18 protein-coding genes and 2 pseudogenes are annotated in these 25229 nt (G+C 58.9%); 9 read left to right on the forward strand and 11 right to left on the reverse strand.

The genetic code is table 11. From position 1 onward, the window contains the following. Window positions 1–22: 22 nt before the first annotated feature. A complete protein-coding gene (locus tag ABH945_RS14635) occupies window positions 23–847 on the reverse strand; it encodes a helix-turn-helix transcriptional regulator (protein WP_074763353.1) in 825 nt (274 codons plus the stop codon). A gap of 171 nt (window positions 848–1018) precedes the next feature. Here ABH945_RS14635 and ABH945_RS14640 point away from each other — a divergent pair, with 171 nt between their 5' ends. Next, window positions 1019–1771 (forward strand): class I SAM-dependent methyltransferase, encoded by a 753-nt coding sequence (locus ABH945_RS14640; protein WP_429250949.1) that lies wholly within the window; start codon window positions 1019–1021, stop codon window positions 1769–1771. A gap of 138 nt (window positions 1772–1909) precedes the next feature. On the opposite strand, the gene ppc is transcribed toward ABH945_RS14640, so the two are convergent. Then, window positions 1910–5155: a phosphoenolpyruvate carboxylase gene (gene ppc / locus ABH945_RS14645; RefSeq protein ID WP_429250950.1), complete on the reverse strand. Its 3246-nt coding sequence runs from the start codon at window positions 5153–5155 to the stop codon at window positions 1910–1912. 452 nt (window positions 5156–5607) lie between these two features. Here ppc and hemC point away from each other — a divergent pair, with 452 nt between their 5' ends. From hemC to ABH945_RS14660, 3 genes are read left to right on the forward strand one after another with little or no spacing between them, the layout of a single operon-like run. Beyond that, on the forward strand, window positions 5608–6594 hold the full coding sequence (gene hemC / locus ABH945_RS14650; RefSeq protein ID WP_074763356.1) for a hydroxymethylbilane synthase: 987 nt from the start codon (window positions 5608–5610) through the stop codon (window positions 6592–6594). Continuing rightward, entirely contained in the window at window positions 6594–8651 is a 2058-nt protein-coding gene (gene hemDX / locus ABH945_RS14655; protein WP_429250951.1) for a fused uroporphyrinogen-III synthase HemD/membrane protein HemX, read from the forward strand. Before hemC ends, hemDX begins: the two co-directional genes overlap by 1 nt. 2 nt (window positions 8652–8653) lie before the next feature. After that, window positions 8654–9844: a heme biosynthesis protein HemY gene (locus ABH945_RS14660; protein WP_429250952.1), complete on the forward strand. Its 1191-nt coding sequence runs from the start codon at window positions 8654–8656 to the stop codon at window positions 9842–9844. A 173-nt stretch (window positions 9845–10017) separates the two neighbouring features. Here ABH945_RS14660 and ABH945_RS14665 read toward each other — a convergent pair whose 3' ends face one another. Further along, complete coding sequence (locus ABH945_RS14665; RefSeq protein ID WP_429250953.1) at window positions 10018–10482, reverse strand: hypothetical protein; 465 nt, start codon at window positions 10480–10482, stop codon at window positions 10018–10020. A gap of 757 nt (window positions 10483–11239) precedes the next feature. On the opposite strand from ABH945_RS14665, the gene ABH945_RS14670 reads away from it, so the two are divergent. From ABH945_RS14670 to ABH945_RS14685, 4 genes are all read left to right on the forward strand, one after another. Beyond that, a complete protein-coding gene (locus ABH945_RS14670; protein WP_429250954.1) occupies window positions 11240–12556 on the forward strand; it encodes a hypothetical protein in 1317 nt (438 codons plus the stop codon). 59 nt (window positions 12557–12615) lie between these two features. Beyond that, complete coding sequence (locus tag ABH945_RS14675) at window positions 12616–13479, forward strand: DNA adenine methylase (protein WP_429250955.1); 864 nt, start codon at window positions 12616–12618, stop codon at window positions 13477–13479. Between the two features lie 353 nt (window positions 13480–13832). Continuing rightward, window positions 13833–14696, forward strand: coding sequence for a hypothetical protein (locus ABH945_RS14680; RefSeq protein ID WP_429250956.1), 864 nt, complete (start codon window positions 13833–13835; stop codon window positions 14694–14696). Between the two features lie 2 nt (window positions 14697–14698). Continuing rightward, a complete protein-coding gene (locus ABH945_RS14685; protein WP_429250957.1) occupies window positions 14699–16969 on the forward strand; it encodes a UvrD-helicase domain-containing protein in 2271 nt (756 codons plus the stop codon). A 96-nt stretch (window positions 16970–17065) separates the two neighbouring features. Here ABH945_RS14685 and ABH945_RS14690 read toward each other — a convergent pair. From ABH945_RS14690 to ABH945_RS14725, 8 genes and pseudogenes are all read right to left on the reverse strand, one after another. Continuing rightward, window positions 17066–17452: pseudogene (locus tag ABH945_RS14690) on the reverse strand (MFS transporter); the annotation flags it as partial. A 3-nt stretch (window positions 17453–17455) separates the two neighbouring features. After that, window positions 17456–17875 carry a lysozyme inhibitor LprI family protein gene (locus ABH945_RS14695; protein ID WP_429250958.1) on the reverse strand — a complete coding sequence of 140 codons (420 nt, stop codon included), beginning with the start codon at window positions 17873–17875 and terminating at the stop codon, window positions 17456–17458. Beyond that, window positions 17872–18090 (reverse strand): annotated as a pseudogene (locus ABH945_RS14700) (glycoside hydrolase family protein); the annotation flags it as partial. The pseudogene ABH945_RS14700 and the gene ABH945_RS14695, both read right to left, overlap by 4 nt. A gap of 15 nt (window positions 18091–18105) precedes the next feature. Continuing rightward, entirely contained in the window at window positions 18106–18297 is a 192-nt protein-coding gene (locus tag ABH945_RS14705; protein ID WP_429250959.1) for a hypothetical protein, read from the reverse strand. 449 nt (window positions 18298–18746) lie between these two features. Further along, window positions 18747–20066 carry an MFS transporter gene (locus ABH945_RS14710; protein WP_429250960.1) on the reverse strand — a complete coding sequence of 440 codons (1320 nt, stop codon included), beginning with the start codon at window positions 20064–20066 and terminating at the stop codon, window positions 18747–18749. A 358-nt stretch (window positions 20067–20424) separates the two neighbouring features. After that, a complete protein-coding gene (locus tag ABH945_RS14715) occupies window positions 20425–21126 on the reverse strand; it encodes a hypothetical protein (RefSeq protein ID WP_429250961.1) in 702 nt (233 codons plus the stop codon). Window positions 21127–21831: 705 nt separating this feature from the next. Then, window positions 21832–22590, reverse strand: a complete 759-nt coding sequence (locus ABH945_RS14720; RefSeq protein WP_074763371.1) for an SDR family oxidoreductase — start codon at window positions 22588–22590, stop codon at window positions 21832–21834. A 64-nt stretch (window positions 22591–22654) separates the two neighbouring features. Next, window positions 22655–24094, reverse strand: a complete 1440-nt coding sequence (locus tag ABH945_RS14725; protein WP_429250962.1) for an aldehyde dehydrogenase family protein — start codon at window positions 24092–24094, stop codon at window positions 22655–22657. Window positions 24095–24394: 300 nt separating this feature from the next. Here ABH945_RS14725 and ppa point away from each other — a divergent pair, with 300 nt between their 5' ends. Then, on the forward strand, window positions 24395–24922 hold the full coding sequence (gene ppa, locus ABH945_RS14730) for an inorganic diphosphatase (RefSeq protein ID WP_074763373.1): 528 nt from the start codon (window positions 24395–24397) through the stop codon (window positions 24920–24922). The last annotated feature ends 307 nt before the right edge of the window (window positions 24923–25229 follow it).

Consider the following 25229-nt stretch of genomic DNA (forward strand, 5'->3'; position numbering starts at 1 on the left):
GGCCACGTGGCCGCCTGCGTTGCTATTCGCGCACCAGCACCACCAGCTTCAGGTCTTCGCGATGCGCGGGCTTGAACGTGATCTGATCGTAGACAAGGCGGCCATCGCGCGGATGGTTGAACTCGCGCCGTCCGCCTTCGCGGCCGCCGACATCCTGCGACGCCCAGAAGCGCGTGAACGCGTCGCTGGCGGCGGTCAGCGAGTCGATCAGCGCGCGCGTGGGCGCGTCGGTCAGATGACGGATCGAATCGGCGCGGAATTCAGCGGCGAGCCGCCGCGCGCGGATTTCCCAGTCGACGATCAACTCGCGCGCGGCCGGTTCGGTGAACGTGTAGCGCAGCAGGTTGCGGTCGTGCGTGCCGTCGAGCCAGCCGACGAACAGGTCGGCCGCGCGCTCGTTCCACGCCAGCGCATTCCACTGCCGATCGAGCACGTAAGCGGGCGCGTTCACCAGTTGCACGGTTTCGAGCAGCGTGGCGGGGGCGTCGGCGGCGGTCGGGTCCGGCTCGGCGGGGTCGCGCTGAGCGGCCAGTTCAAACAGATACGCCCGCTCGGCGCGCGACAGTTGCAGCGCGACGGCGATTCTTGCGAGCGCGTCGGCGGATGCGGAGACCGGGCGGCCTTGCTCGATCCACGTGTACCAGGTCGGGCTCACACCGCAAAGCTGCGCGACTTCCTCACGCCGCAAGCCCGGCGTGCGGCGGCGCGGACCGGGCGGCAAACCGACCGCTTGCGGCGACAGCCGTTCGCGATGCGCGCGGATAAAGTCGCCGAGCGCGCGGGCGGGCGTGGCATCGAGCGGCGGCGGATGGTCGCTGGAAGAATCGGCGGGAGACTGCGTGGTCATTCGGTTTTGATGGAACGCACTTAGGGGGTAATAGAGATACCAGAATAATTGCTTAACTTGTACTGGTACCCGGCGGCCTCTATTGTAGCGGCTGGAACGGCAAAAAAGCCTTCCAGCGTGACTTGCGCAGCTAACTGCGCCCAAAATCGCCCATCTAACCGGAGCCTCCCCATGAAGCATCACGATCAGGTTGCCGACGCCTTCGGCTCGACCGCCGCTGCCTATTTGACGAGTCAGACCCATGCCACCGGCGCCGATCTGCGGACGCTGGCCGAATCGATCGCCGCGACGCCGGGGGCGACGGTGCTCGACATGGGTTGCGGCGCGGGGCACGCGAGTTTCGCGGTTGCGCCGCACGCCAAAGAGGTCGTCGCGTACGACATCGCGCCGCAAATGCTGGCGACCGTCGAAGGCGCGGCGAAGGATCGCGGCCTTGCCAATATCCGCACGCAGCAGGGCGCGGCCGAAACGCTGCCGTTCGACGATGATTCGTTCGACTGGGTCATCAGCCGGATGAGCGCGCATCACTGGCACGACGTGCCGCTCGCGCTCGCCGAAGTGCGGCGCGTGCTGAAGCCGGGCGGCAAGGTGCTGTTCGTCGATATCGCGGGCATCGACCATCCTTTGCTCGACACGCATATCCAGGCGATCGAAGTGTTGCGCGACGGCTCGCATATCCGCGATTACCGCGCCGACGAATGGGTCGCCTTGTTCGAAGCGGCGGGATTCAACGCGTCGATCCGCGAGCGTTGGCGGATCGACATCGAGTTCAGTTCATGGGTCGCGCGGATGCGCACGCCGGAGCCGCGCGTGGTGGCGATCCGCTCGCTGTGGAGCAGCGCGCCGGACGAAGTGCGCGAGTATTTCGACGTGCAGGAAGACGGCTCGTTCGAGCTCGACGCGTTGATGGTCGAAGCGCATTGAGCGCGTTGCGCGAAAGCGCGGCGGCATGAAAAAACGGCGGGGTACCGAATCCGGTAGCCCGCCGTTTTAGCGTCGAACGCGTGAACTTCATTCAGCCTGCGCGAAACAAGGCGCGCTGACTGAAGCGACTATCAAAACTCAACCCGTATTGCGCAACCCCGCCGCAATCCCGTTGATGCTCAGATGAATCCCGCGTCGCACGCGCACATTGTCATCACCTGCGCGGTGACGCTTGAGCAATTCCACCTGCAGGTGATTCAGCGGATCGAGATATGGGAAGCGATTCTTGATCGACCGCGCGAGCAGTGGGTTCTCCGCAAGTCGTTCAGCCTTGCCGGTGATCTCCGACAACACCTTCGACGTGCGCTCCCATTCCGCGACGATCCGCTCGAACACGTGCTTGCGCAGCTTCTTGTCCGACACCAGCGCCGCGTAACGCGAAGCGACGGCCAGGTCGGTCTTGGCGAGCACCATGTCCATGTTCGACAGCAGGTTCGAGAAGAACGGCCACGACTTGTGCATCTTCTTCAGCAGCGTGAGACGGCGCGCACGTTCGGCGTCGCTCGGCGCGCTATCGAGATGCGCGGCCACCGCGCTACCGAAACCGTACCAGCCGGTCAGCAGCAAACGGCATTGCCCCCACGAGAAACCCCACGGAATCGCGCGCAGATCTTCGATCTTGCGTTGCTTCGGGTCCTGCAGTTTGCGCGAAGCGGGGCGGCTGCCGATGTTGAGTTCGGCGATTTCCGCGATCGGCGTCGACTCGAAGAAGTACTCCTTGAAGCCCGGCGTTTCGTACACCAGCGCGCGGTAGGAGGCCATCGCCGCGTCGGACAACTGCTGCATCGTTTCTTCGAACGCGGGCAGGTCGGACGGCGCGTTGCCGTGCGGCAGCAGCGACGCTTCGAGCGTGGCGGCCACGACTGTTTCCAGATTGCGCCGGCCGATGTCCGGGTTGCCGAACTTGCTCGCGATCACTTCGCCTTGCTCGGTCAAGCGGATCTGACCGTCGACGGTGCCCGGCGGCTGCGACAGGATCGCCTGATACGTCGGACCACCGCCACGGCCGACGGTGCCTCCGCGTCCATGGAACAGTCGCAGCGTTACGCCGCGTTCGTTGAACAGCGAGACCAGCGCGAGTTCGGCACGATAAAGCTCCCAGTTCGACGTGAGGAAACCGCCGTCCTTGTTGCTGTCCGAGTAGCCGAGCATGACTTCCTGCTCGTTGCCCTGATGTTCGATCAATGCATCGACGCCCGGCAGCGCGATCAGGTCGCGCATGATGTGCGGCGCGTTGCGCAAATCGGGGATCGTCTCGAACAGCGGAATCACCATCAGGCCCGCACGCGCCGGGTCGTTCGCATCTCCCAGACGGCCGTGCAGCAGACCGGTTTCCTTTTGCAGCAACATCACTTCGACCAGATCGCTGACAGTTTCCGTGTGCGAAATGATGTAGTTGCGCACTGCGCGCGCACCGAACTTCTCGCGCGTGACACGCGCTTCTTCGAGCACGCCGAGTTCGCTCTTCACGAGATCGGAATACTCCGCGTACGGCAAACGCAACGAGCGCGGCTGCGCCAGTTCGGCGAGCAGCACGTTGAGCTTGTCCTGCTCGGAAAGCGCCGCGTAGTTTTCTTCCACGCCCGCGCGCTTGAGCAGCTCCGCAATCACCGCCTCGTGGATATCCGAGCTTTGGCGCAAGTCGATGCTCGCCAGATGGAAGCCGAACACTTCGGCGGCACGCGCGAGCGGGGACAGGCGCGGAGCCGCGAGCGGCGCGCCGTGATGTTCGGCAAGCGAATCGATCAGCACGTGCAGATCGCGGACGAATTCCGCCGAGTCGTCATACGGTTTGGCGCGTACCGGCGCCGCGCCGCGACCGGCGCTGCGCACGGGCACGCTGCCTTCGCCCAGACGCACGCGCGCGCTTGCCGCGAGCCGCGTGTACATGCCGATCAGCGCGCGTCGATACGGCTCGTCCGTGCGATGCGGCGACTGGTCGGGGGAGATGTCAGCGAGTTCTTTCAGTGCGTCGCTCGCGCCCGCCAGCAGGTTCGACACGGACAACTCCGCGCCGAGCTTATGCACCTGCTCCATGTAGTGCTCGAAAATCACCGCGGCCTGACGGGTGATCGCGTTCTCCAGCGTTTCGGCGGTGACGTTCGGATTGCCGTCGCGGTCGCCGCCAATCCAGCTACCCATCTGGAAGAACGGCGGAAGACGCGCGTCGATGCCGTGCTCCTTCAGCGCTTCTTCGATATCGGCGTACAGCGCGGGAATTTCTTCGAGGAAGGTCGCGCGGTAGTACGACAGCGCGTTCTCGATTTCATCGGCGACCGACAGACGCGAATCGCGCAGCATGCGGGTCTGCCACAGCGACGTGACGCGTGCGCGCAGCATCGCTTCGTTGTGCGCGCGTTCGCGCTCGGTCAACTGCTGATCGCGTTCGGCGAGCAGACGCGCGACGTCGTGCTCCGCGTCGAGAATGCTCTTGCGCTGCACTTCGGTCGGGTGCGCAGTGAGCACCGGCACGATCAGCGCGTCGTTGAAGAACTGCTGCAACACGGGCGTGGCCGCCGCGTTCGCTTCGACGAGCCGTTCGAGCGCATGGGCGATCGTGCCCGGTTGCGAGGTCGATCCGGCCAGCGCATGAATCCGGTGACGGCGATTGCGGTGACGGTCTTCAGCGATATTCGCCAGATGCGAGAAGTAGCTGAACGCGCGCACCACGCTGACCGTTTGCTCGGGGCTCAGCGAGCGCAGCTTCTTGTCGAGCGTCTGCGCGGCGGCATTGTCGTCTTCACGACGGAAGCGCACGGCGGTTTGACGAATCGTTTCGACGACGTCGAACACCTCGTCGCCTTCCTGTTCGCGCAGCACGTCGCCGAGCAGGCGTCCCAGATAACGGATGTCCTGGAACAGCGGGTGATCCTTGTCCTCGCGCGTGCGGCCATTGCCCTTCGGCGCGGCGGCGGACAAAGGCGCGGCGCTTTCCGCCGACACGGCCTGCAGCTTCGGCGCTTTCGCGGCCTTGGGTGCGGCAGCGGCGTTCGCGACGGCTTGGGTCTTCGTCGATGCGTCGGCTTTAGCCGGTTTCTGTGCTTTCACAGCCTTCTCGGCTTGCGAGGCTTTCATAGCCTTCACCGCTTTAGCGGGCTTGACGGCTTTGGCAGGCTTGGTCGTCCTGACCGGCGTGGAGGTTTTCGCGGCCTTGGGCGCTTTCGCAGCCTGGGCATTTTTACCCGTCCGTTTGACGGGTGTCGAAGCGACGTCGGCCGCCTGGGCAGCGGCGGAAGCGGAGGGCGCTGCGGCGGCGTCGGCCGCGCGAGCGTTGGGCGATGCAGTGTTGCGGCGGGCAGGGCGCGCCGATCCGGAAGACGTCACGATGGGTTTCCTCGGGGAAGCCAGGGTCTGTTAAGTGATGAACTGCTACTGCGGAACTGCACTATGAACTGCAATAGGGACTACACCAGGAACAGCATGACGCGGAAGGTGACGATGGCGTGAAGCCGGAGAGGGGTTGTCGTGCCTGCATGCAGCGCGTGCACGCAGGGCGGGACGTCAAGCAGGACCAAACCGCGTGACCTGCTGCACATGCTCGCGTGCGGCGCTTTGCGTATTCACGCAACGCGCGCCGCATTGCATCATCCCGCCTGCTGGAGCCCGGTGCGCGAACGACCGTGCGTGAACAGACCGGGATGGGGCACGCGCATGCTGCGCGAGGCCCGTCTCCTCCATCGATACCGCGCCGGCACGGCGCTCCGCTGTGTCTTCGGACACAAGAGCGCGTGCTAACATTGATTGTTATTACATCCCGTCATTCGATCAGCAAGCTAATGAACACCGAGACGTTTTCTACGCCACCCCACACGCTTGTGATTGCGTCGCGAGAGAGCCGCCTGGCCATGTGGCAAGCGGAGCATGTGCGATGTGCGCTGCACAAATTATATCCATCTTGTGACGTAAAAATCCTCGGAATGACGACACGCGGCGATCAAATTCTCGATCGCACGTTGTCGAAGGTCGGCGGCAAGGGCCTGTTCGTCAAGGAACTGGAAGCCGCACTGGCCGATGGCCGCGCCGATCTCGCCGTCCATTCGCTGAAAGATGTGCCGATGGAACTGCCGCCCGGCTTTGCGTTGTCCACCATCATGGAGCGCGAGGACCCGCGCGATGCGTTCGTCTCCAATGAGTACGACTCGCTGGCCGCGTTGCCGGAAGGCGCCGTGGTCGGCACGTCGAGCCTGCGCCGTGAAGCGATGCTGCGCATGCGTTATCCGCACCTCGAAGTGAAGCCGTTGCGTGGCAATCTGGACACGCGTCTGTCGAAGCTCGATCGCGGCGATTATGCGGCGATCATTCTGGCGGCGGCTGGTTTGAAGCGTCTGGGTCTGGGCGAGCGCATCCGCGCGTTGATCGATCCCGAAGACAGCTTGCCCGCTGCCGGTCAGGGCGCGCTCGGCATCGAGATTCGCGCCGATCGCGCGGACCTTGCCGCATGGCTCGCGCCGTTGCATCACGAGCACACGGCGGCTGCGGTCGAAGCGGAGCGGATGGTGTCGCGCTCGCTCGGCGGCAGTTGCGAGGTGCCGCTCGCCGCGTACGCGAGTTGGCATGACGGTGCGCTGCATCTGCGTGGCATCGTTGCGACGACCGATGGTCAACGCGTGTTGAGCGCGCAGGCATCGGCGCCTGCACCGACCGTCGAACGTGCGCTCGCGCTCGGCAAGGAAGTGGCGGACGCGCTCGAACAGCAAGGCGCGATGGACATCGTCCGCGCGCTTAGCACGGCCAGCGGTCCCGCTGCGGCGTCCGGCGAGTGATGGCGGCCAATCCTCCAGGCAACACCGCATCCTCCGCGAACCGCGCGGCGTTCACGGTCGTGATTACGCGACCGGCCGGTCAGTCGAGCGAACTGATCCGGCAACTGAACGCGGCCGGCGTTGCCACGCTCGACTTCCCGCTGATCGACATTGCACCCGTCGCCGACGACGCGCCCTTGCGCGCCGCGCTCGCCTCGCTCGAACGCTATGCGCTAGTCGTGTTCGTGTCGCCGAATGCCGTCGATCAGGCGTTTGCCCGCAGCAACGAAATCTGGCCGCACGCGCTGCCGATCGGCGTAGTCGGTCCGGGCAGCGTGCAGGCGCTCGCGCGTCATGGCGTGGCCGCGCCCGCGCATCAGATCATCAGCCCGGCTTCCGGTTCAGAAGACGAATCGGCGAGCTTCGACTCCGAAGGCCTGTTCGCTGCCATCGACGCGTCGCTCGGCGTGGCGAGTCTCGAAGGCAAGCGCGTGCTGATCGTGCGCGGCGACGGCGGCCGCGAATGGCTGGCGGACCGTCTGCGCGAAGCGGGCGCCGAAGTCGAAGCCGTCGCGGCCTACCGGCGCCTCGTGCCGGAACCGTCGATCGGCGGCTGGGCGCGTGTCCACGAATTGCTGGCCGGCGCGCCGCACGCGTGGCTGCTGACCAGTTCCGAAGGCGTGCGCAATCTGCACGAACTCGCGCAGGACCATCTCACCGCCGACGAAATCGCCCAGTTGAAGCACGCGCCGCTGGTTGCGCCGCATCCGCGAATCGCACAGACCGCGCGGGCATTGGGTTTTGATAGGATGACGGTGTCCGGCGCAGGCGACGAGCGCATTGCCCGCGCACTGCTTGCCGCTGTTCCGCCTGCTGCTGATCCATCCGTTGCTCCGCCCGTCATTCAACCGGTATCGTCCGACCCGGCTCATTCACCGGCTTATTCACCGGCTCATTCACGCATGACTGAAACGAACGCATCCACGAACGCTTCACCCCAGCCGGCCGCAACCACTCCGTTGCCGCCGAATCAACCCTTCACTCCCTACGAAGCGCAAACGCGCCGCAGCGCGAGCGGACCGCTGCTGTGGGCTGTCGTCGTGATCCTCGCCTGCGCGGCGGGTGGTGGCGGGTTCGTGCTGAACCGCAAGCTGGAGCGTGCCGAGCAGCAACTCGCGCTACGCCAGCAAGCCAACGACACGCAAACCAACGAACTGCGCATCAAGACCGATCAGGCGCTGGCCACCGTGCATCAATCGGATTCGCAGGTCGCGCAACTCGAAGGCAAGCTCGCCGATGCGCAGACCGCGCAGCAGGCGCTGCAACAGCAATACGCCGACCTCGCACGTAATCGCGACGACTGGACGCTCGCCGAAGTCGGGCAGATGTTGTCCGCTGCGAGCCAGCAGTTGCAACTCACCGGCAACACGCAACTCGCGCTGTTCGCGCTGCAAAGCGCGGACACGCGTCTCGCCGCGTCGGACAGCCCGCAGGCGGTCGCGGTGCGCAAGGCGATCGCGCAGGACATCGACAAGCTGAAGGCTGCGCCTTCCACCGATCTCACCGGCATGGCGATCAAGCTCGACAACGCGATTGCGCAGGTCGACAGCTTGCCGCTGTCGGGCGAAGCGCAGATCGCGCATGCGACGCCGCACGCGGCGACGTGGGCCGATACCGCGAAGGTGGCGGCCGCCACCGGCAAGCCGCGCTGGGAAGTGTGGTGGCATGAAGTGACGTCGGGCATCGGCGAGCAGATCACGAGCCTCGTGCAAGTGCGCCGCATCGATAACGCCGACGCGATGCTGGTCACGCCCGATCAGGGCTATTTCCTGCGCGAGAATCTGAAGCTGCGTCTGCTGTCGGCGCGTCTGGCGCTGCTGTCGCGCAACCAGGACACGCTGAAGTCCGACCTGCAGAGCGCGCAGAACTCGTTGACGCGTTACTTCGACAACTCGTCGGCGCAAACCAAAACCGTGCTCGATCTGGTCAAGCAGGTGGATGCCGGTTCGGCTGCGGTCCAGTTGCCCGATCTGAGCACGAGCCTGCAGGCGGTCAGTCAATACCGGAGCCGAGGTTAATCATGGCGATCCGGGGACTCTTATGGCTGGCGTTGCTGTTCGCGATTGCCGTCGCGCTGGCGGTGGTCGGACGCTTCGACACAGGGCAGGTGCTGCTCATCTATCCGCCGTACCGCGTCGACGTTTCGTTGAATCTGTTCGTGGTCGGGCTGGTGGTGCTGTTCATCCTGCTGTATGCGCTGCTGCGCATCGTGCGCAATATCTGGCGCATGCCGCAGCGCGTGGCCGCTTACCGTGCGCGCTCGCGGGTCGCGAAGGCGCACGCGGCGCTGCGTGATGCGATCGGCAATCTGTATGCGGGGCGTTTTTCGCGCGCTGAAAAAGCCGCCAAGGATGCGCTCGCGAATGGCGACAACAACGGCGCAGCCGGTTTGATCGCGGCGACGGCCGCGCATCGCATGCATGAATATGCGCGGCGTGATGAATGGCTGTCGCAGATCAATGAAGCCGACTGGCAGGATGCGCGTCTGATGGCCACCGCCGACATGCGCGCCGATGGCCGCGACGCGGACGGCGCACTGATTGCGCTGACCGAAATGCAATCGCAGGGCTCGCGGCGCATTCACGCGCAGCAGATCATGTTGCGCGCGCAGCAGCAATTGAAGAACTGGGGCGAAGTGCTCAAGCTCGTCAAGACGCTGGAAAAGCGCGAGGCGATTCATCCGGCGGTGGCGGTGCGGTTGCGTCAACTGGCGGCGGAAAATCTGCTGCGTGACCGTCGACATAATGCGGATGCGCTGCTGGAATTGTGGAACTCGCTGTCGGCGACCGAGCGTCATTCGCCGCGTCTGGCCGATCTCGCTGCGGAATTGCTGGTGGCGCTGAATCGACCGCAGGAAGCGCGCAAGATTGTCGAGGAAGCGCTGGCGCAGAACTGGGACGCGCGCTTGTTGCGCCGTTATCCGGATACGACTGGCGGTGATGCGTTGCCGCTGATCCAGAAGGCCGAAGGTTGGCAGAAGGATCGTCCGGAAGATGCTGATTTGCTGTTTGCGTTGGGGCGGTTGTGTCTGCATCAGCAGTTGTGGGGCAAGGCGCAATCGTTCCTTGAGCGCGCTCTGAAGCTCGCGGATAACGAGACGCTGAAGATTCGCTCGCATCGTGCGTTGGCCAGGTTGCATGAGCAGCTTGGCGATAGCGATAAGGCTAGCCAGCATTATCGTGAGAGTGCGTTGGCGATGAATGTGGTTTGAGTTTTTAGGTTGGCGAATTGCGGGTTGATTTGTTGATTCTTTGATTTGTTATTCAGTTGATGGGATGGCCGCAGCGGGTGCTGCGGCCATTTTTTTGTGCATTTGGTTTTGCGGTTATTGGCTGTTCGTTTGCTTGCTGTTTGCTGCTTGTTCTGTCGCGTTTGATGGATCGCTTAGTGCTGCGCGGTGGACGGTTGTTGCACGGGCGAGGAGGGCAGCTTGATCGCGCGTTTCGCGGACGGCTTTTTGTTGAGCGAAGCGTTCGCGTCTTCGATGGACGCTTTGGCAATCTTCGATGCGTCGGCCAGCAAGTTCGTCGCTTGATGCGCCGTGAGACGGCTGCGCGGGACGCCCTTCGCGTCGAGCGCAATCACCTGGAACAACTCGCGCTCGCATTCGAGATCCAGCTGATACTGCTCGGCCGTGTCCACCAGTAATTCGAGCAACGTTTGACGACGTTTTCTTTCGTCGTGTGTGAATGCAGGATTTCTAACTATCGATGACGCAAGTGTGATCAACGTGTCCAGTTGACCCAACTGCCGGTCGCATAAATCGAATGCGGACAGGGCGAGTTTCTCGTATTGGATGGCGTCGACTGGCGGGCGTGAAGCGGGTTGATTCTTGACGGACCTGGACATGGTGCGATCTCCCTATTGCTTCGATGGGGAGCCCGGACACTGGCCTTGCTTTTGTGGGAAGAAGGGGTGAGCGGGCACATGGCGGGGTTAGCAGACCGGCGTTGAAACCAAAACCGGCGAGCCTTGCGGCTCCCCCACCAAGGCCCGCCCATTGAAATATAGACGTGCAGAGGTAGACGCACGACCTGCCTGGGCAGGTGTGCGGGTTTCAACTTCAGGCTGCTAAACCTGGTCGCTGGGTGTTTCCCGACGACTTGGTAATTATAAGGGACGGGGGCTATCTCGGATTTGGGATTGGGGGGTGAATGTTGGGATTGGCTGATTGGATAAGGGAGTGACTAATTGGTCGCCCCGTTGTGTAACGTTTGCGCCGGCCTTCGTCGACATTTTTTAACGTGTACAAGATTGAGTCGCGTTCTTCACATCCAAGCATCCTTCATCTGGATTGCGAAATTCGTTCGCACGCACTACAACGCGTGGCGGCAAGCTTTTCAGAAAGTTGGCCGTTGCTGTTGCATAGAAATACCCGATCTGCTCAATAGACGTGCGTCGTAATTGTAAAAATTTAAAAAGAGAAAGATTCTTTTATTCGTTTTGGATAGTTTTATTACCCAGTGATTTCAATATGATGCAAATTGGTTGATATGTTGATTATGTAGGAGGATCGTCGTACATTCACGGCACACAAAAAAATCGGCCAAACGTTCTTCCGGTTGGCCTTCATGTTGGGATGACCATGCGATACGAAGCTGTTCCGTTGGAGAAACTCGAATTCGATTTGAACAATCCGAGGTTTGAGCCTTGCAACAATCAGTTGGAAGCGCTAGCGTTGCTTTGTTTGGATAGTGGGAAGATTTCGACGTTGATGCGACACATCGTCGAAAATGGTTTGAATCCAACAGAAAGAATCATTGTTGTGGCTGCAGAAAAACGGGGCAAATTTGTAGTGCTGGAGGGAAATCGTCGCCTAGCAGCCTTGAAGCTGCTTTCAAAACCTGAGATGGTGGACGCGATTGATATCTCAGATGCCGCTGCCAGAACGCTTCGTAAGGGGGCATTGGCTGCATTTGATCAATCCGAGATTGAGAAAATTGAATCTGTCGTGTTCGATGACAGGGATGAAGCAGGCATATGGGTTGAACTCAAACACACCGGTGAGAACGGCGGTGCTGGGGTGGTTGGATGGGACGGTTTGCAAACGGCACGATATCGACAATCAGATCCAACATTGTCGGTTATCGAATTCGCAATAGGCGCGGGGCTATTGCCCAAGGACGAAGCACTTACGAAGTCATTCCCCATCACAAATCTCCAGCGGCTACTTGCTGACCCTTACGTAAGGGCTGCATTAGGCATCAATGTGTCAAGGGGCGAAGTTACCTCTGATTTGAGTCGAGCGGAAACCGAGAAAGGGCTTCGCCGTGTTCTAAGCGATTTGTCGAGCGGTAAAGTCACCGTGACGGACATCAAGCGCAAATCTGATCGGGCTGCGTACGTGGATCAGTTTCCTAAACGTGAATTACCAAATTTGTCAGCAAAGGTAGCGCAATGGTCTCTGGCAAAGCCGCAAACGGCGGCCGTAGGCGCTAATGGAGCATCAAAGGTGACCGCTAGCACTCAGCGGTCCAGCAAGGATCGCTCGTATCTAATTCCACGAGAATTGAAGCTTGATATTGGCGATCACCGATTGAACAAGATTTACTGGGAACTCAAGCGGGACTTAAAGCTAGATGTTGTAGCCAACGCTGCTGCTGTGCTTTTCAGAACTTTTGTCGAACTCACCCTAGACTTGTACCTTGAGACGAACGGCCTACCCACGACAAAAAAAGGCTATGACCTCAAGCTTGATGAGAAGATCAGCGCTGCGATCACACATCTCGAATCACAGCGCCTGTTGACAGCAAAAGGCTCACGGCTCGCGCGCATGGCTACGCACCAAGACTCAGTCAGCAACCCATTGACGTTCCATGCGTTCGTTCATGACCGGGCTGCACAACCTACGCCCGTTGCCTTAATCGCCATGTGGACGCACGTTGAACCGTTGCTTGTTGCAATCTATAAAGCGATCAGGTAATGCTGTGCAGCGCAGTACCGGCCTGTTAACATTCGCCAATCTAAATTTCTGGCTACTTCGTGTCCGCATACTTCACACCTCTCAGATACCCTGGTGGCAAGGGAAAGGTCAGCGCATTCGTCAAGGCGATATTTCGCGAAAATGGAATTGTGGGTGGAACGTACGTTGAACCCTACGCCGGCGGCGCGGGCGTAGCAATGGAACTCGTGATACATGAATTTGCAGAGCATATTCACATAAACGACATCGATAGATCGGTTTGGGCATTTTGGCATTGCGTGCTAGAACAGACGACGAAGCTGTGCGATCTCATCGAGAACACGCCTGTGACAATTGAGGCATGGCACGCTCAGAAGGAAGTCCAGAGGAATGCGGCGCGGGCAGACGCCTTAGATCTTGGCTTCTCTACGTTTTTTCTGAACCGTTGCAACCGCTCGGGAATCTTAAACGCTGGCGTCATCGGTGGCTTGAATCAGAATGGTGAGTGGAAGTTGGACGCTCGATTCAATAAAGAAAATCTCATTCGCCGAATCAATTTGATTGCGCGTCACCGCGACCGTATTTCGTTGACAAGGATGGACGCGGTTGCATTTGTTGAGCGTCTCGCTCCAGAGTTGGGGGACGACTCTTTTATTTACTTAGACCCACCGTACTATGAGAAGGGCGGGGACCTCTACGAACATCACTATCAGCACGACGATCATCAGCGAGTTGCAGATTCGGTAGCTGGATTGCCAGAGAATGTACGTTGGATGGTCTCATACGATGATCACACAGCAATTCACAAACTATATGCCGCGTTTCAATCGCTTCGATACACACTAAGCTATACGGCGCAGGCCAGATGTCGCGGTAGAGAAGCCATTTTCTTTTCGCCGCAACTCCGTGTCCCAGGGTTGCAAGGATCAATGAAGGCGGCTTGACGTGGCCAATCGCTCGGTTTGTATATAGCAAATACGGTTAGCGCGAAGAATTTTAATTGAAGCGAAAACTTGAAGCCGTCAAGCGAACTTGCTTTTTCTGCACAGAAGCAGTTGAATCGCGCTAAGGACTTTGTTGCCGATATCCGATGTTTTGCACTAGGCCGCGAAAGACGGCGGTTTGCGCCCGATTTTCCGATCGAGATCTCTCGCGATGACGATAAGCACCCCCCGTATTGGGCCTCTACGTTGAACCACAGAAATCTCTGCAAATGGAATGCTCTGCTATTCCGAATTCGGCGAGTACCTTGTCTATAACGATGCATTATAAATAAACTAAATTTCGAGAGAAAATAATGAGCGAGAACACCACGCACGATGTGGAGTGGCTTATTCCAGATCCCGCAGTCCCGATCAGACAAGGCGATATATTGATACGGAGACAGCTCGGGTCGGACCATGTTCAGGAGATATGCATCGTAATTACAGCGGATTGCGATATTAGCAAAGGAAAGTTTGGTCGCCAGCTGGCGTGCCTCCGGATCATCCGTCTGCAAGAGTACATCAGCACGATCTGGGCCAGCAAGAAATTAGAAAAAGCGCGCAAGGACGAGACAGAGAAAGCCCGATCACAAGTCGCCAAATGGCACACGAAGTTACTCGGGTCAGAAAGTAAACTAACTCTCGACGGTTCTACGTCATGGATTCGTCGCGAAGATCCAGCAACATTGAGCGAAGTCCTCAACGTCCCAGATGAGGACCGCAAAAAATTTACTACCGCGATCAAATCTTTTCGCGACGCTTTAATTGCGTTTGAGGGGGCCGTTAATAAAGGGAGCCTAACGCAATTGGTTCATTTTCGCGCGGCGATTCGTAGTCTCGAAATCGAACAGGTCTACCGTGAAACGCTTCTACAGGCTCAAAAAGAGTCGCTCCCCGAAGATACGTTCCTGCTTCCCGGGCTTCCGCAGGTCGAAGATGCTCCATCTATAGTGCTGCTTCGGGAGGTCGTTGGAATACCTTACGAGACGGTTCACGTCAGAGCGACCGATGCGCGATCGGACGATTCCTTTCTAAGAGTCGGCCGCCTGCAGCCAATGTTCAAGTACGCGATTTCACAAGCGTTCGGCGCATTGTATGCACGAATTGGACTGTCTCGGGATTATGAAGCGCGTTACAAAAATGCTATTGATACGATCAGCACGCTATCGTGGGAATAACTATGAAAACCATCACGTTTGATGAGAAGTCAATTTCGGCTGCATCTGCAGGACAGATCGATCTTGAACCTTTATTTCTCGAGCTACAGTTGCCTTTATCTGACGTTGCCACGAAATGCGTTCGCGTAGGAGATCATGGCTACGTACTTTCTCGATACTTTCAGCCAACAGACACACTTTTAACCGTCTCGCTTGAAGTGGACGGGCCACTCACGACGCTTCCGGATGAAGGGCGGCACGAAGCCTTCGGGAGGCTTATGCGATGCACCACCATGCTCGTAACAGGTCGAACGCGTTCAATTCCGGTGTCATGGCGAGCATTTCACAATAGAAATCGTCTGTCGTTCCAAGCCGACAGACTTCTTCGCAGCGCCGACGGAGGAAGAACAAACTCGGGTCGAATAGTACTAGAACTCTCTCAAGATGAAGGTCAACGAGTATTCGCCTTTTTGCTTGATCGAACGGGTACTAAAGATCTCGCGGTTTATAACCCTCGAATTGAACTCCACACCGAGGCTTTGAGCGGAATTGCCGGCGCCATTGCCACTCCCAGCCGACCGTTAGAAGCAGCCAGCCTCGAGAGTTCCGTTACTCTCGACTCAGACCTTCCCGTGAAAGTTCGAGCGCAACTTACTGCTGACGAATGGTATAGCACGCGCCTTACTGAAGCTCAGCGGCAATTTGTTGATCATCCATTGACGAGCGGTGTACGCCTCGTCGGTCCCGCTGGTACTGGGAAGACCGTTGCACTGGTTATTAAATGTATTCGGGAACTGATGAAGGACAAAACGCAAGGGGGCGCGAAGCGTTTCTTGTTCTTGACTCACGCATACAAAACAGCTATTGACGTCGAAACCTTGGTCCTCGGCATGGAGCCGGACGTCGGTATCGAACTGATGGCAGCCGAAAAGCCACAACTCGTGATCACTACGCTCTATGCGTTAGCGAATCGCCAGATGCGTTATGACTTGGACGATTTAACTCCAGTTTCACTGGACGGCCACGCCGGCAGAGAATTTCAGGCTGATGTACTAAACGATGTTATTGATCAGTACCGGACCGGCGATTGGATAGCGTATCGATCGGGATGTACAACGCCGTTTGTATCGTACATGGAGTCGAAAAGCGATTCCATGGAGCGTCGTTTTTTTCTTTGGGAACTTCTCAATGAGTTTGCCTGCGTGCTAGACGCCGAAGGCGTACGCAGCGGGGTTGAGCGGCGGTCCCAGTATCTGGCCGAAAAACGACGTGCATGGATGATGACGCTTCCTACGAAAGAAGAGCGAGAAGTCGTTCTAGGACTATATGACGGTTTCAGGTCGTCATTGCGTCAAATGAAGGCGATCGGCGGCGACCAAATGGTGACCGATTTCCTCAACCACCTTGATAGTTTTCGGTGGGAGGCAACCCGCGAATCAGAAGGATTTGACGGCGTATTTATTGACGAGCTTCATCTTTTTAATCGGCAAGAACGAATGGTATTCCGACATCTTTTGCGGACCCAAGAGGGAAATCCACCAGTTTTCATGGCTTATGACGCCAAACAGTCTCCTCGCGACACATTCTTGAAACTACCAAGCGAAGCCGCAAAGCAGCTTGATTTTTGGCGAGACGCCAAACTTGGGAAAGTCGAAAAAATTGAGTTGGTTGACGTGTTTCGTTACACCCCTCAGATTGCGAAGGCCCTCTCTTGTATCGTTCAGTCTTTCCCAGGCCAAGATCTTGATGATGATTGGCCTCAATATAAGGGCGTGTCGCGCATCAAGGACGGTCCGCAGCCGACGATCTGTACTGTCAAGTCAACCGTAGCAACTTATACGACCGTATTCGGCCGCGCAAGAACGCTGCAAAAAGAGCTCGGGCGAAATGGTCGCGTTGCGGTCTTATGTGCAAGTAACAATCTATTTGGACGATATTTGGAATTCACTGACTTGCGTGATCACTTTGTTGCTGCTACATCACGCGATGAGGCTTCGGCGAAATCACCTAATTCCCGAAAGTTTCTCTTTAGCATGCCGGAGTTCGTTGCTGGACTTCAATTCGACACGGTTCTGTTGATCGACGTGAATCAAGACGAAGTTCCTGAAGGACCCTATGCAACGGCCGCATTGCGGAAATTTGCAGGACAAGTTTATCTGGGGGCGAGTCGTGCTGAGCAGCGCTTGGAAATGTATGCGTCGCACGAGCACGGTGGTCCGGCCGCACTTCTTTCACTTGCCGTTTTTGAAAAGGCGGTTGTGACTGTCGATGAAAACGGTGTCGAGCAAGTTTAAGAAATATTCTTTCGAAAATGGCAATTTTTTGGCCTCTTCAGCTTCTTTGAATGGGCCATTTTTCTCTGTAAGTTCTCTCTGGGTGGACCGCTTCAAGACGCTGAACATCAGCACCCGCCCATTCGTGAGCACCTGCCGAACCGGCATGTCATGCTTGTCCGACTCCTCCGCCGACACATGCCGCTCGAGCATCTGCTGCTCTTCGCGGGTGAGCCACTTCGCGTTCGCAATCCGGTCATCGAGCATCGCAAACACCAGCACGCCGACGATGATCGACGGAATGCCTTCGAGCAGAAACAGCCACTGCCAGCCATGCCATCCGTTCAGCCCGTTAAAGCTCTTGAGGATATAACCGGACACCGGTCCGCCGATCACCCCCGACAACGCAATCGCCGTCATGAACCAGGTGGTCATGCGCCCGCGCCGGTGTGACGGGTAGGGGGAACGGACAAACGGTGACGCCAACGGCCAGCGATCCGTCATCTATCAATTGCATCGGTAATTCGATGCGATTTTCTTGGTCATACGGTCGGTCTCGGCCGCCTGACATGCGGCGATCACCATCGGCACGATCGAGCCACCTCCGTTTTTCGCCTTTGCCGATTTCTTGCAGTTCGCATCGCGTCGCTTCTTCCAGAAGGCGATCTTGTTTTCCAGATGTGCTTTGCAACCGGGGGACTTTGCTTCTCTGGCATCCACGGCATCTTGCATTTTCTGTTCGGCAACAACCCGGTCCCGCCATGCACAGAAATTCAGGCTCGTCTGGTTCGCGTCGCAGTTCGCCAGAAAGCCTTGAACCGCACTCGCGGGCAGACCGCTTTGCCTGGAGATGACATCGGCGGGATCAATTGTCTCAGCGAAGGCTGACGAGCACGCGAGCGCAAATACGACGACGGCGATTTTCATCGAAAGTCCTGGCTAAATGGTGACGCTTCTTCGCGACGGCGGTTGGCAAGCCCATTTACTTGACGGGGTGGGAGGCGGTGTCCATTTGAGTCGCGGGGATGTACGTACACGCAAAGTGCCATATTGCTTGCGACAAGCCGATAGTTGCCGTTATTCGCAGCAGCGAGCGTGTCGCGAGATCCACCTTCCCCGGAGTTGTAGGCGAAGCTCACGAGAGCATCGAATTGGGCCTAGGTGAGTTCATGAGCGGTCACATTGCGGCGAACGATCTGCTCGGTAAGCCTGACCTTGGTGGCGAGTTGCGCATTGACCTGCGCGATGGATACCGGCCGCTGGAATTCGTCTAGAGCGCAGAATCCGAGATGAGCAAGAGTGTCGACGCCGTAGGTGCAATTATTTGCTAAGTCGTTGTAGTAATTCATCACGGCAGCTTCTCGACGCCGTAAATCTGCCCAGCCTGTTGGGCTTAAACGCTTTGGCTCATTTGGCATAATTGAGTGGGTGCGATGGTATAGCTGGATGTTTGAAGTTACGACGAACGTGTCAGGATGTACGCTAAAAAACTCGCAACAAGTACGACTCCGGCACAGTAAAAGATTGGCTTGTTGCGAAGGAAATCCAGACCGGAACGAGACTGCCTGTTCTCGCCGTCAAGGTCCCAATAGTCGATTCCTGGATCGCCTGTGATGTTGATCAGGATCAAAATCGCTGATCCGATAAACAGTACAGCGGCAATTATTAGCAAGGGGGCATCTCCCATCTCGGGCTGTTAGAAGAATTGCCATAGTTTGAAGTAGTGGGAGACTTGTGTTTTCAAACGCGAACGCGGAACCTCAGTGGTCAATCGCCACCGAGGCAATCAGCTTATCGCTCACTTATTAACCATCCTCCCCGGCACACTAACCGCAAGCAATCCACCAAGCACCATAAACCCCGCCAACATAAACATCCCCGAATCATTAGCCTGCGTAGCTTGCTTAAGCCAACCAACCGCATAAGGACTCAAAAACCCCGCCAGATTCCCAATCGAATTAATCATCGCAATCCCAGCCGCCGCGCCCGTCCCTGCCAGAATCGCCGTCGGCAGACTCCAGAACAGCGGCAGGGTAGTCAGAATCCCCATCGTCGCAAGCGTGAGGGAGGCCATCGCCAGCACGGTGTTATGCGCCCAAACAACCGACAACACCAATCCCAAGGCACCAAAAAAGGCAGGCAACGCAATATGCCACCGCCGCTCGCGCCGCCGATCCGCACTCCGCGCCACCAGCACCATCGCGACAACAGCCGCCGCAAACGGAATCGCGGACAACAGCCCGATCATGAACGCATCGGTCACACCCGTCGCCTTGATAATCGTCGGCAGCCAGAAACTCACGCCATACAAACCCATCACGAACGAAAAGTACGTGAGACTAAACATCAGCACACGCCCATTCGTGAGCACCTGACGAACCGGCATGTCATGCTTGGCCGATTCCTCCGCCGCGACATGTCGCTCGAGCATCTGCTGCTCCTCGCGGGTGAGCCACTTCGCGTTCGCAATCCGGTCATCGAGCATCGCGAACACCAGCACACCGACGATGATCGACGGAATGCCTTCGAGCAGAAACAGCCACTGCCAGCCATGCCATCCGTTCAGCCCGTTAAAGCTCTTGAGGATATAACCGGACACCGGTCCGCCGATCACCCCCGACAACGCAATCGCCGTCATGAACCAGGTGGTCATGCGCCCGCGCCGGTGTGACGGATACCAGTAGGTGAGGTACAGGATGATGCCGGGGAAGAAGCCCGCTTCGGCGAGACCGAGCAGGAAGCGCATCACGTAGAACATGGTCGGCGTGGTGACGAACATGGTCAGCATCGAGATGAGGCCCCACGACACCATGATCCGCGCGATCCACACGCGTGCGCCGACTTTATGCAGAATCACGTTGCTCGGAATTTCGAAGATGAAATAGCCGACGAAGAATATGCCCGCGCCAAAGCCGTACACCGCGTCGCTCAGACCCAGGTCGCTGGTCATCTGCAGCTTCGCGAACCCGACGTTCACGCGATCCAGATACGCGACGATGTAGCAGAGCATCAGCAACGGCGCGAGCCGCCACGTGACCTTGCGATAGGTCGCCTCTTCGAAAGAAGAAGAGGGCGCGCCCGCGTCGGGACGGTGCAGCGGATTGGCAGGACTAGCCATGGTGTCTCCTCATGCAGGATGAGTGATTTTTTATGGAATGGACCGACCGCAGTCGATCGATTCTAGCCGCGCTGGGTGATTTGGATCACGAATCGAGAGTGGGGGAAAACACTGAGGTAGGCGAGCGCGGCGCAAAGGGGAACTCGCTCGGGATTCTGTGTGGATGGATAGGAAGTGGTGGGTTTCGTCGTTAGCCGGTGCGGGTCCGGTACTTCTCGCCTATCCGATCGGCAGAAAAACTGCTGCTCGGCAGCCCGGCCCCCCGACTTGTGGCGACCAGAAAGTCGATCGTCGGAGCAACGTCCAACGACCGAAAGTAGAGTGCATGTGCGCGAGCGGGCGATCCATGCTTCGCCTGTCAATGCGCCTGGGTCGCTCCCGGTTGCGCCGCGGTCGCCTGATGAGCGATTTGCGGCAGGTCCAGCGACGACGCGCCAAACTCGCTGACACACGACTCGGCATAGCTGCTCAACTTCGCCTTTGTCCATGCGGCGCCGTTGCCAGTGAGCGTGTCGTAGTCGGGCATATCCGGTGAGTAATCCGGCACCTGCTTGCACAGCCCTTCCGCGAGCACAGTTTTGGTATGCGCGTCGATGAGGCGGATCCTGGCCGCATAGATCAGCCGATAGGTGCCCCAGTGGTCGGGGAAGTACGCGTATGCCCAGTTGACCGTGTGGCTATCCATGATCAGGTCGCTGTCGGGATACTGCGCGACGATGGCGTCGATCGCATCTGTCGTGAGCGGTTTGACGTCGCTGGTCGCCTTGACGACGACAGCGTATTTCGTCGCCATCTCTTGCGCGAGGCCATTGCCGATTGCGACTGCCGGGTCGGCGATCTGGTTGCCGTGAATGAAACTGCGGCCTTCACTGATCATGAGACCCGCGCCGATTAGGCCCAACGCGGCCTTGCCCGGCGTCATCGCGGTGAAGCCGGGGCTTTCGTAGGCATCGACGACGACCGTCTTGCCGTGCAGTGCCGCCGCGCTGTCCTGCGAAATGCTTTTTGGCTGCACCGAAACGCAGCCAGTCAATGCGGCCAAAGCGGAAATGGAAACCATACAAGCTGCGAAGCGCCCTTTCATCGAGTTTTCCTTGTTGTCAGTGTGTTGTTGTCCCCAGCGCGGGCATGGTCGAGTTACCACCACGCTCGATAAGTCGAACCTTCATACCGATAGTGATTACGGCATGCCATCGCTAGTCTTGAGAAATAAGCGGAATGCATTGCGATGAGAGTCGAGTAAATGCAAGCGTCCGCACCAGAGAATTCAGCGCGTCTGCGTCGTCCAGCATTCCAGTAGCAGACTCAACGATCAGCAGAAAAAAACGGCGGCGAGATGCAAATCGTTGCGACGAATGGAAGCGACACCTCACGCTTTATGCCATTCCGATACGAAGCTTCCCAGGCAGAGTTAAGCGGGGATCCGGCAAAGCGGGTTGGCGACTGGATGGGGATGTATAGATTTATGTTCTTCGGCTCAGATGTGTTCGGTGTGAAAATAGGCGATTGCCCAATTGGGTTGGAGCCGTGGCAGTTGCTGACGTGCCCGTTGTTCTGGACGAGTAAGGTCGATTGATTGGCCCGATCGCTCTAGCGCGGCGCATTCCTATTGCTCGTGGCTCTCGGCCCTGCAATGGGCCGACTGAAGTCGATCCATTCAAGCTACGTTGGCTGGTTTGGATCACGAATCAACAGCGAAAAAAGCGACCGAAAAAAGCAAGGGCGGCACAAAACATCACCACCCTCACACGACCTCGGTAGCACGCTAAACGCACCGCCCGCCATCCACTTCAAGACACACACCCGTAATAAACTCCGCCTCATCCGAAGCCAGATAAAGCGCCGCATTCGCAATATCCTGCGGCGTCGAAAATCTTCCGAGCGGAATCCCGGCCAGAAACTTTTGACGATTTTGCGGCGTGTCTTCGACGCCCATGAATTCGGATAACAGCGCGGTTTCACCAATCACCGGATTCACGCAGTTCACGCGAATGCGGTCCGGCCCAAGTTCTACAGCAAGCGACTTGCTCGCGATAATCACCGCGCCCTTGCTGCCGTTGTACCAGACGAGCCCCGGTCTCGGCCGCACGCCCGCCGTCGACGCAATATTGATGAAGCTGCCGCCGCCTTGCTGGCGGAAATACGGCACGAACTCCTGCACGCTCCAGTAAATGCTTTTGACGTTCACCGCGTACACGCGGTCGAACTCGGCTTCGCTCACTTCGAGTACCGGCTTGTTGCGATGCGTGGTCCCCGCATTGTTGACGACGATCTGCACGCTGCCGAAGTCGTCGAGCGCGGCCTCGCGCAGCGTGCGCCAGTCCGCCTGCTGCGCGACGTTGCCCGCCACCGCAATCGCCTTGCCGCCGGCCAGCGCAATCTCGCTCGCCACGCGTTCGGCGGCCGCGCCGTTCAGATCGTTGACCACGACGTTCGCGCCCTCGCGCGCATAGGTCTTCGCGATACCTTCACCGAAACCCGAGCCGCCACCCGTGACGATGGCCGTTTTACCTGTCAACCGCATGATGTCTCCGTTGTTTGTTGTGGATGGTGCTGCGTTGCTTCACGTTACGTCGAACCGCGCGCGTTTAGCCGTGCCGGATCGCGATAGTCTTCAACACGCTAAATCCGTACAGCGCTTCGAAGCCTTTCTCACGTCCGTGGCCCGAATGCTTGACGCCGCCGAACGGCAATTCGACGCCGCCGCCCGCGCCATAGTTGTTGATGAACACCTGCCCCGAGCGCAAGCGCCGCGCGAGCCGCATTTGCCGCGCACCATCGCGCGTCCAGATGCCGGCGACCAGGCCGTACTGCGTGCCGTTGGCTAACGCGAGCGCTTCGTCTTCGTCGCGGAAGGACATCGCGGCGAGCACCGGGCCGAACACTTCGTCGCGTGCGAGACGGTGGCTCGCAGGCACGTCGCGCAATAACGTGGGCGCTTGATAGAAACCGCTTTCGGGCGCGTCGGCAATCACTTCTCCGTGAGCCACCATCGCGATGCCGTCGTGTTGCGCGTCGGACAGGAAGTCCCACACGCGTTGTTGTTGCTTGGCGTTGATGAGCGGCCCGCAGTCGAGGTCGGCCTGCGAAGGGCCCACCCGTAACGCATGAAACGCGTTGCCCAGGCGGTCGAGCAGCGGTTCGTAAATGGCCTGGTCGATCAGCACGCGACTGCCCGCCGAACAGGTCTGCCCAGCGTTCTGCACGATGGCCGAGATCAGCACGGGCAGGGCGGCGTCGAGATCGGCGTCGGCGAAGACGATTTGCGGGGATTTGCCGCCCAGTTCGAGCGTGACCGGCACATGGTTCTCGGCAGCCATTTGCGTGACGAGCTTGCCGGTTTCCGGTGATCCGGTGAAGGAAATGTGGTCGATGCCGGGATGCTTCGCGAGCGCCGCGCCCGCTTCGTGTCCATAGCCGGTGACGATGTTCAGCGCGCCCGCAGGCAAGCCCGCTTCGGCGGCCAGTTCGGCGACGCGCAACACGGACAGGCATGCATCCTCTGCCGGTTTGACGACGCACGCATTGCCGGTCGCGAGCGCCGCGCCGACGCTGCGGCCGAAAATCTGCATCGGATAATTCCACGGCACGATATGCCCGGTAACACCGTGCGGCTCGCGGATGGTCAGCACCGTATAGCCGGTCTGGTAGGGCAGCGTTTCGCCGTGCAACTTGTCGGCGGCGCCCGCATAGAACTCGAAATAGCGGACGAGGGCGGCGGCGTCGGCGCGTGCCTGCTTGAGCGGTTTGCCGGTGTCGCGGGCTTCGAGTTGGGCCAGTTGTTCCTGGCGGGCGGCGACCAGCATCGAGAGCCGGTAGAGGATCCGCCCGCGTTCGGCGGCGCTCGCCGCGCCCCACGGACCTTCGAACGCGCGGCGCGCGACGTGGACCGCGGTGTCGATATCGGCGGCGGTGCCGCGCGCGAGTTGCGTGAAGACCTGTCCGTCGGACGGATCGAGCACGCCGATCGTCTCGCCGCCCGAGGCGGCACACCACTCGCCGCCGATGAAGTGTCGTGCTTCTTCCATGCTTGCTCCTTGAGTGTTGCGGGTAGCGCGCAGCGGGGTTCAGCCGCGCGATGTTCACAAACCAGAGGCACAATCGAGAAAAGCCGTGCAAAAAAGCTGTCGGAAACGCTTAATGATTATCGGCCGATCCCGCGACGGATGCCATCGGCCGATTGGCTATAATGGCGTATTCCGCAATGTCCGGCCGCCACGCTGCTGTTCGCCGCAACATCGAGTCTGGGCCCCGCCCGCTTCAGGTTTGCCCGAACGCACGCGCAGCAAGCCGTGTTCCGATTTTCATCTTCTGATCAGAGAGCGCTCATGAGCTTCAATAACGTACCCGCAGGCAAAGACCTTCCGCAAGATTTCAACGTCATCATCGAAATCCCGGCGCAAAGCGATCCGGTCAAGTACGAAGCTGACAAGGAAACGGGCCTGCTTCACGTCGACCGTTTCATCGGCACCGGCATGCGCTATCCGGCGAACTACGGTTACATTCCGCAAACGCTGTCGGGCGACGGCGACCCGGTCGACGTGCTGGTGCTCACGCCGTTCCCGCTGCTGGCAGGCTCGGTGGTTCGCGCACGCGCGCTCGGCATGCTGCAAATGACCGACGAATCGGGCGTGGACGCGAAGCTCGTCGCCGTGGCGCACGACAAGGTCTGCCCGATGACCGCCGACCTGAAGTCGATCGACGACGTCCCGGCGTACCTGAAAGACCAGATCAAGCACTTCTTCGAGCAATACAAGGCGCTGGAGAAGGGCAAGTGGGTGAAGGTCGAAGGCTGGGCAGGCATCGAAGCCGCGCACAAGGAAATCACCGAAGGCGTCGCGAACTTCAAGAAGTAAGCACGCGTGAGGTTGGCCGAATGGCCGACTAGCAAAGCGATCTAAAAAGCCGCACGATTCCGCAAGGGACGTGCGGTTTTTTCATGGCGTTTTCAACGTGCTCATCTAACCTCGTTCGTGTCCAAAGCAGGCTGCCGGCATGAGGAGTGCGCGTGCATAGACGCCATGCATAAAGAAGATGAACCGAAGGCATTTTTATATTTAGGGGTTAACCCTTAATATATGCCGCACAGCCTTGCGGAGTCGCGCGCGGCTGATCAAAACATAGCAACAACGCCAAACGCGGCGCCCATGCAGCGCGCGATAC

Source organism: Paraburkholderia sp. GAS333 (assembly GCF_050435665.1).
Taxonomy (GTDB): domain Bacteria; phylum Pseudomonadota; class Gammaproteobacteria; order Burkholderiales; family Burkholderiaceae; genus Paraburkholderia; species Paraburkholderia fungorum_A.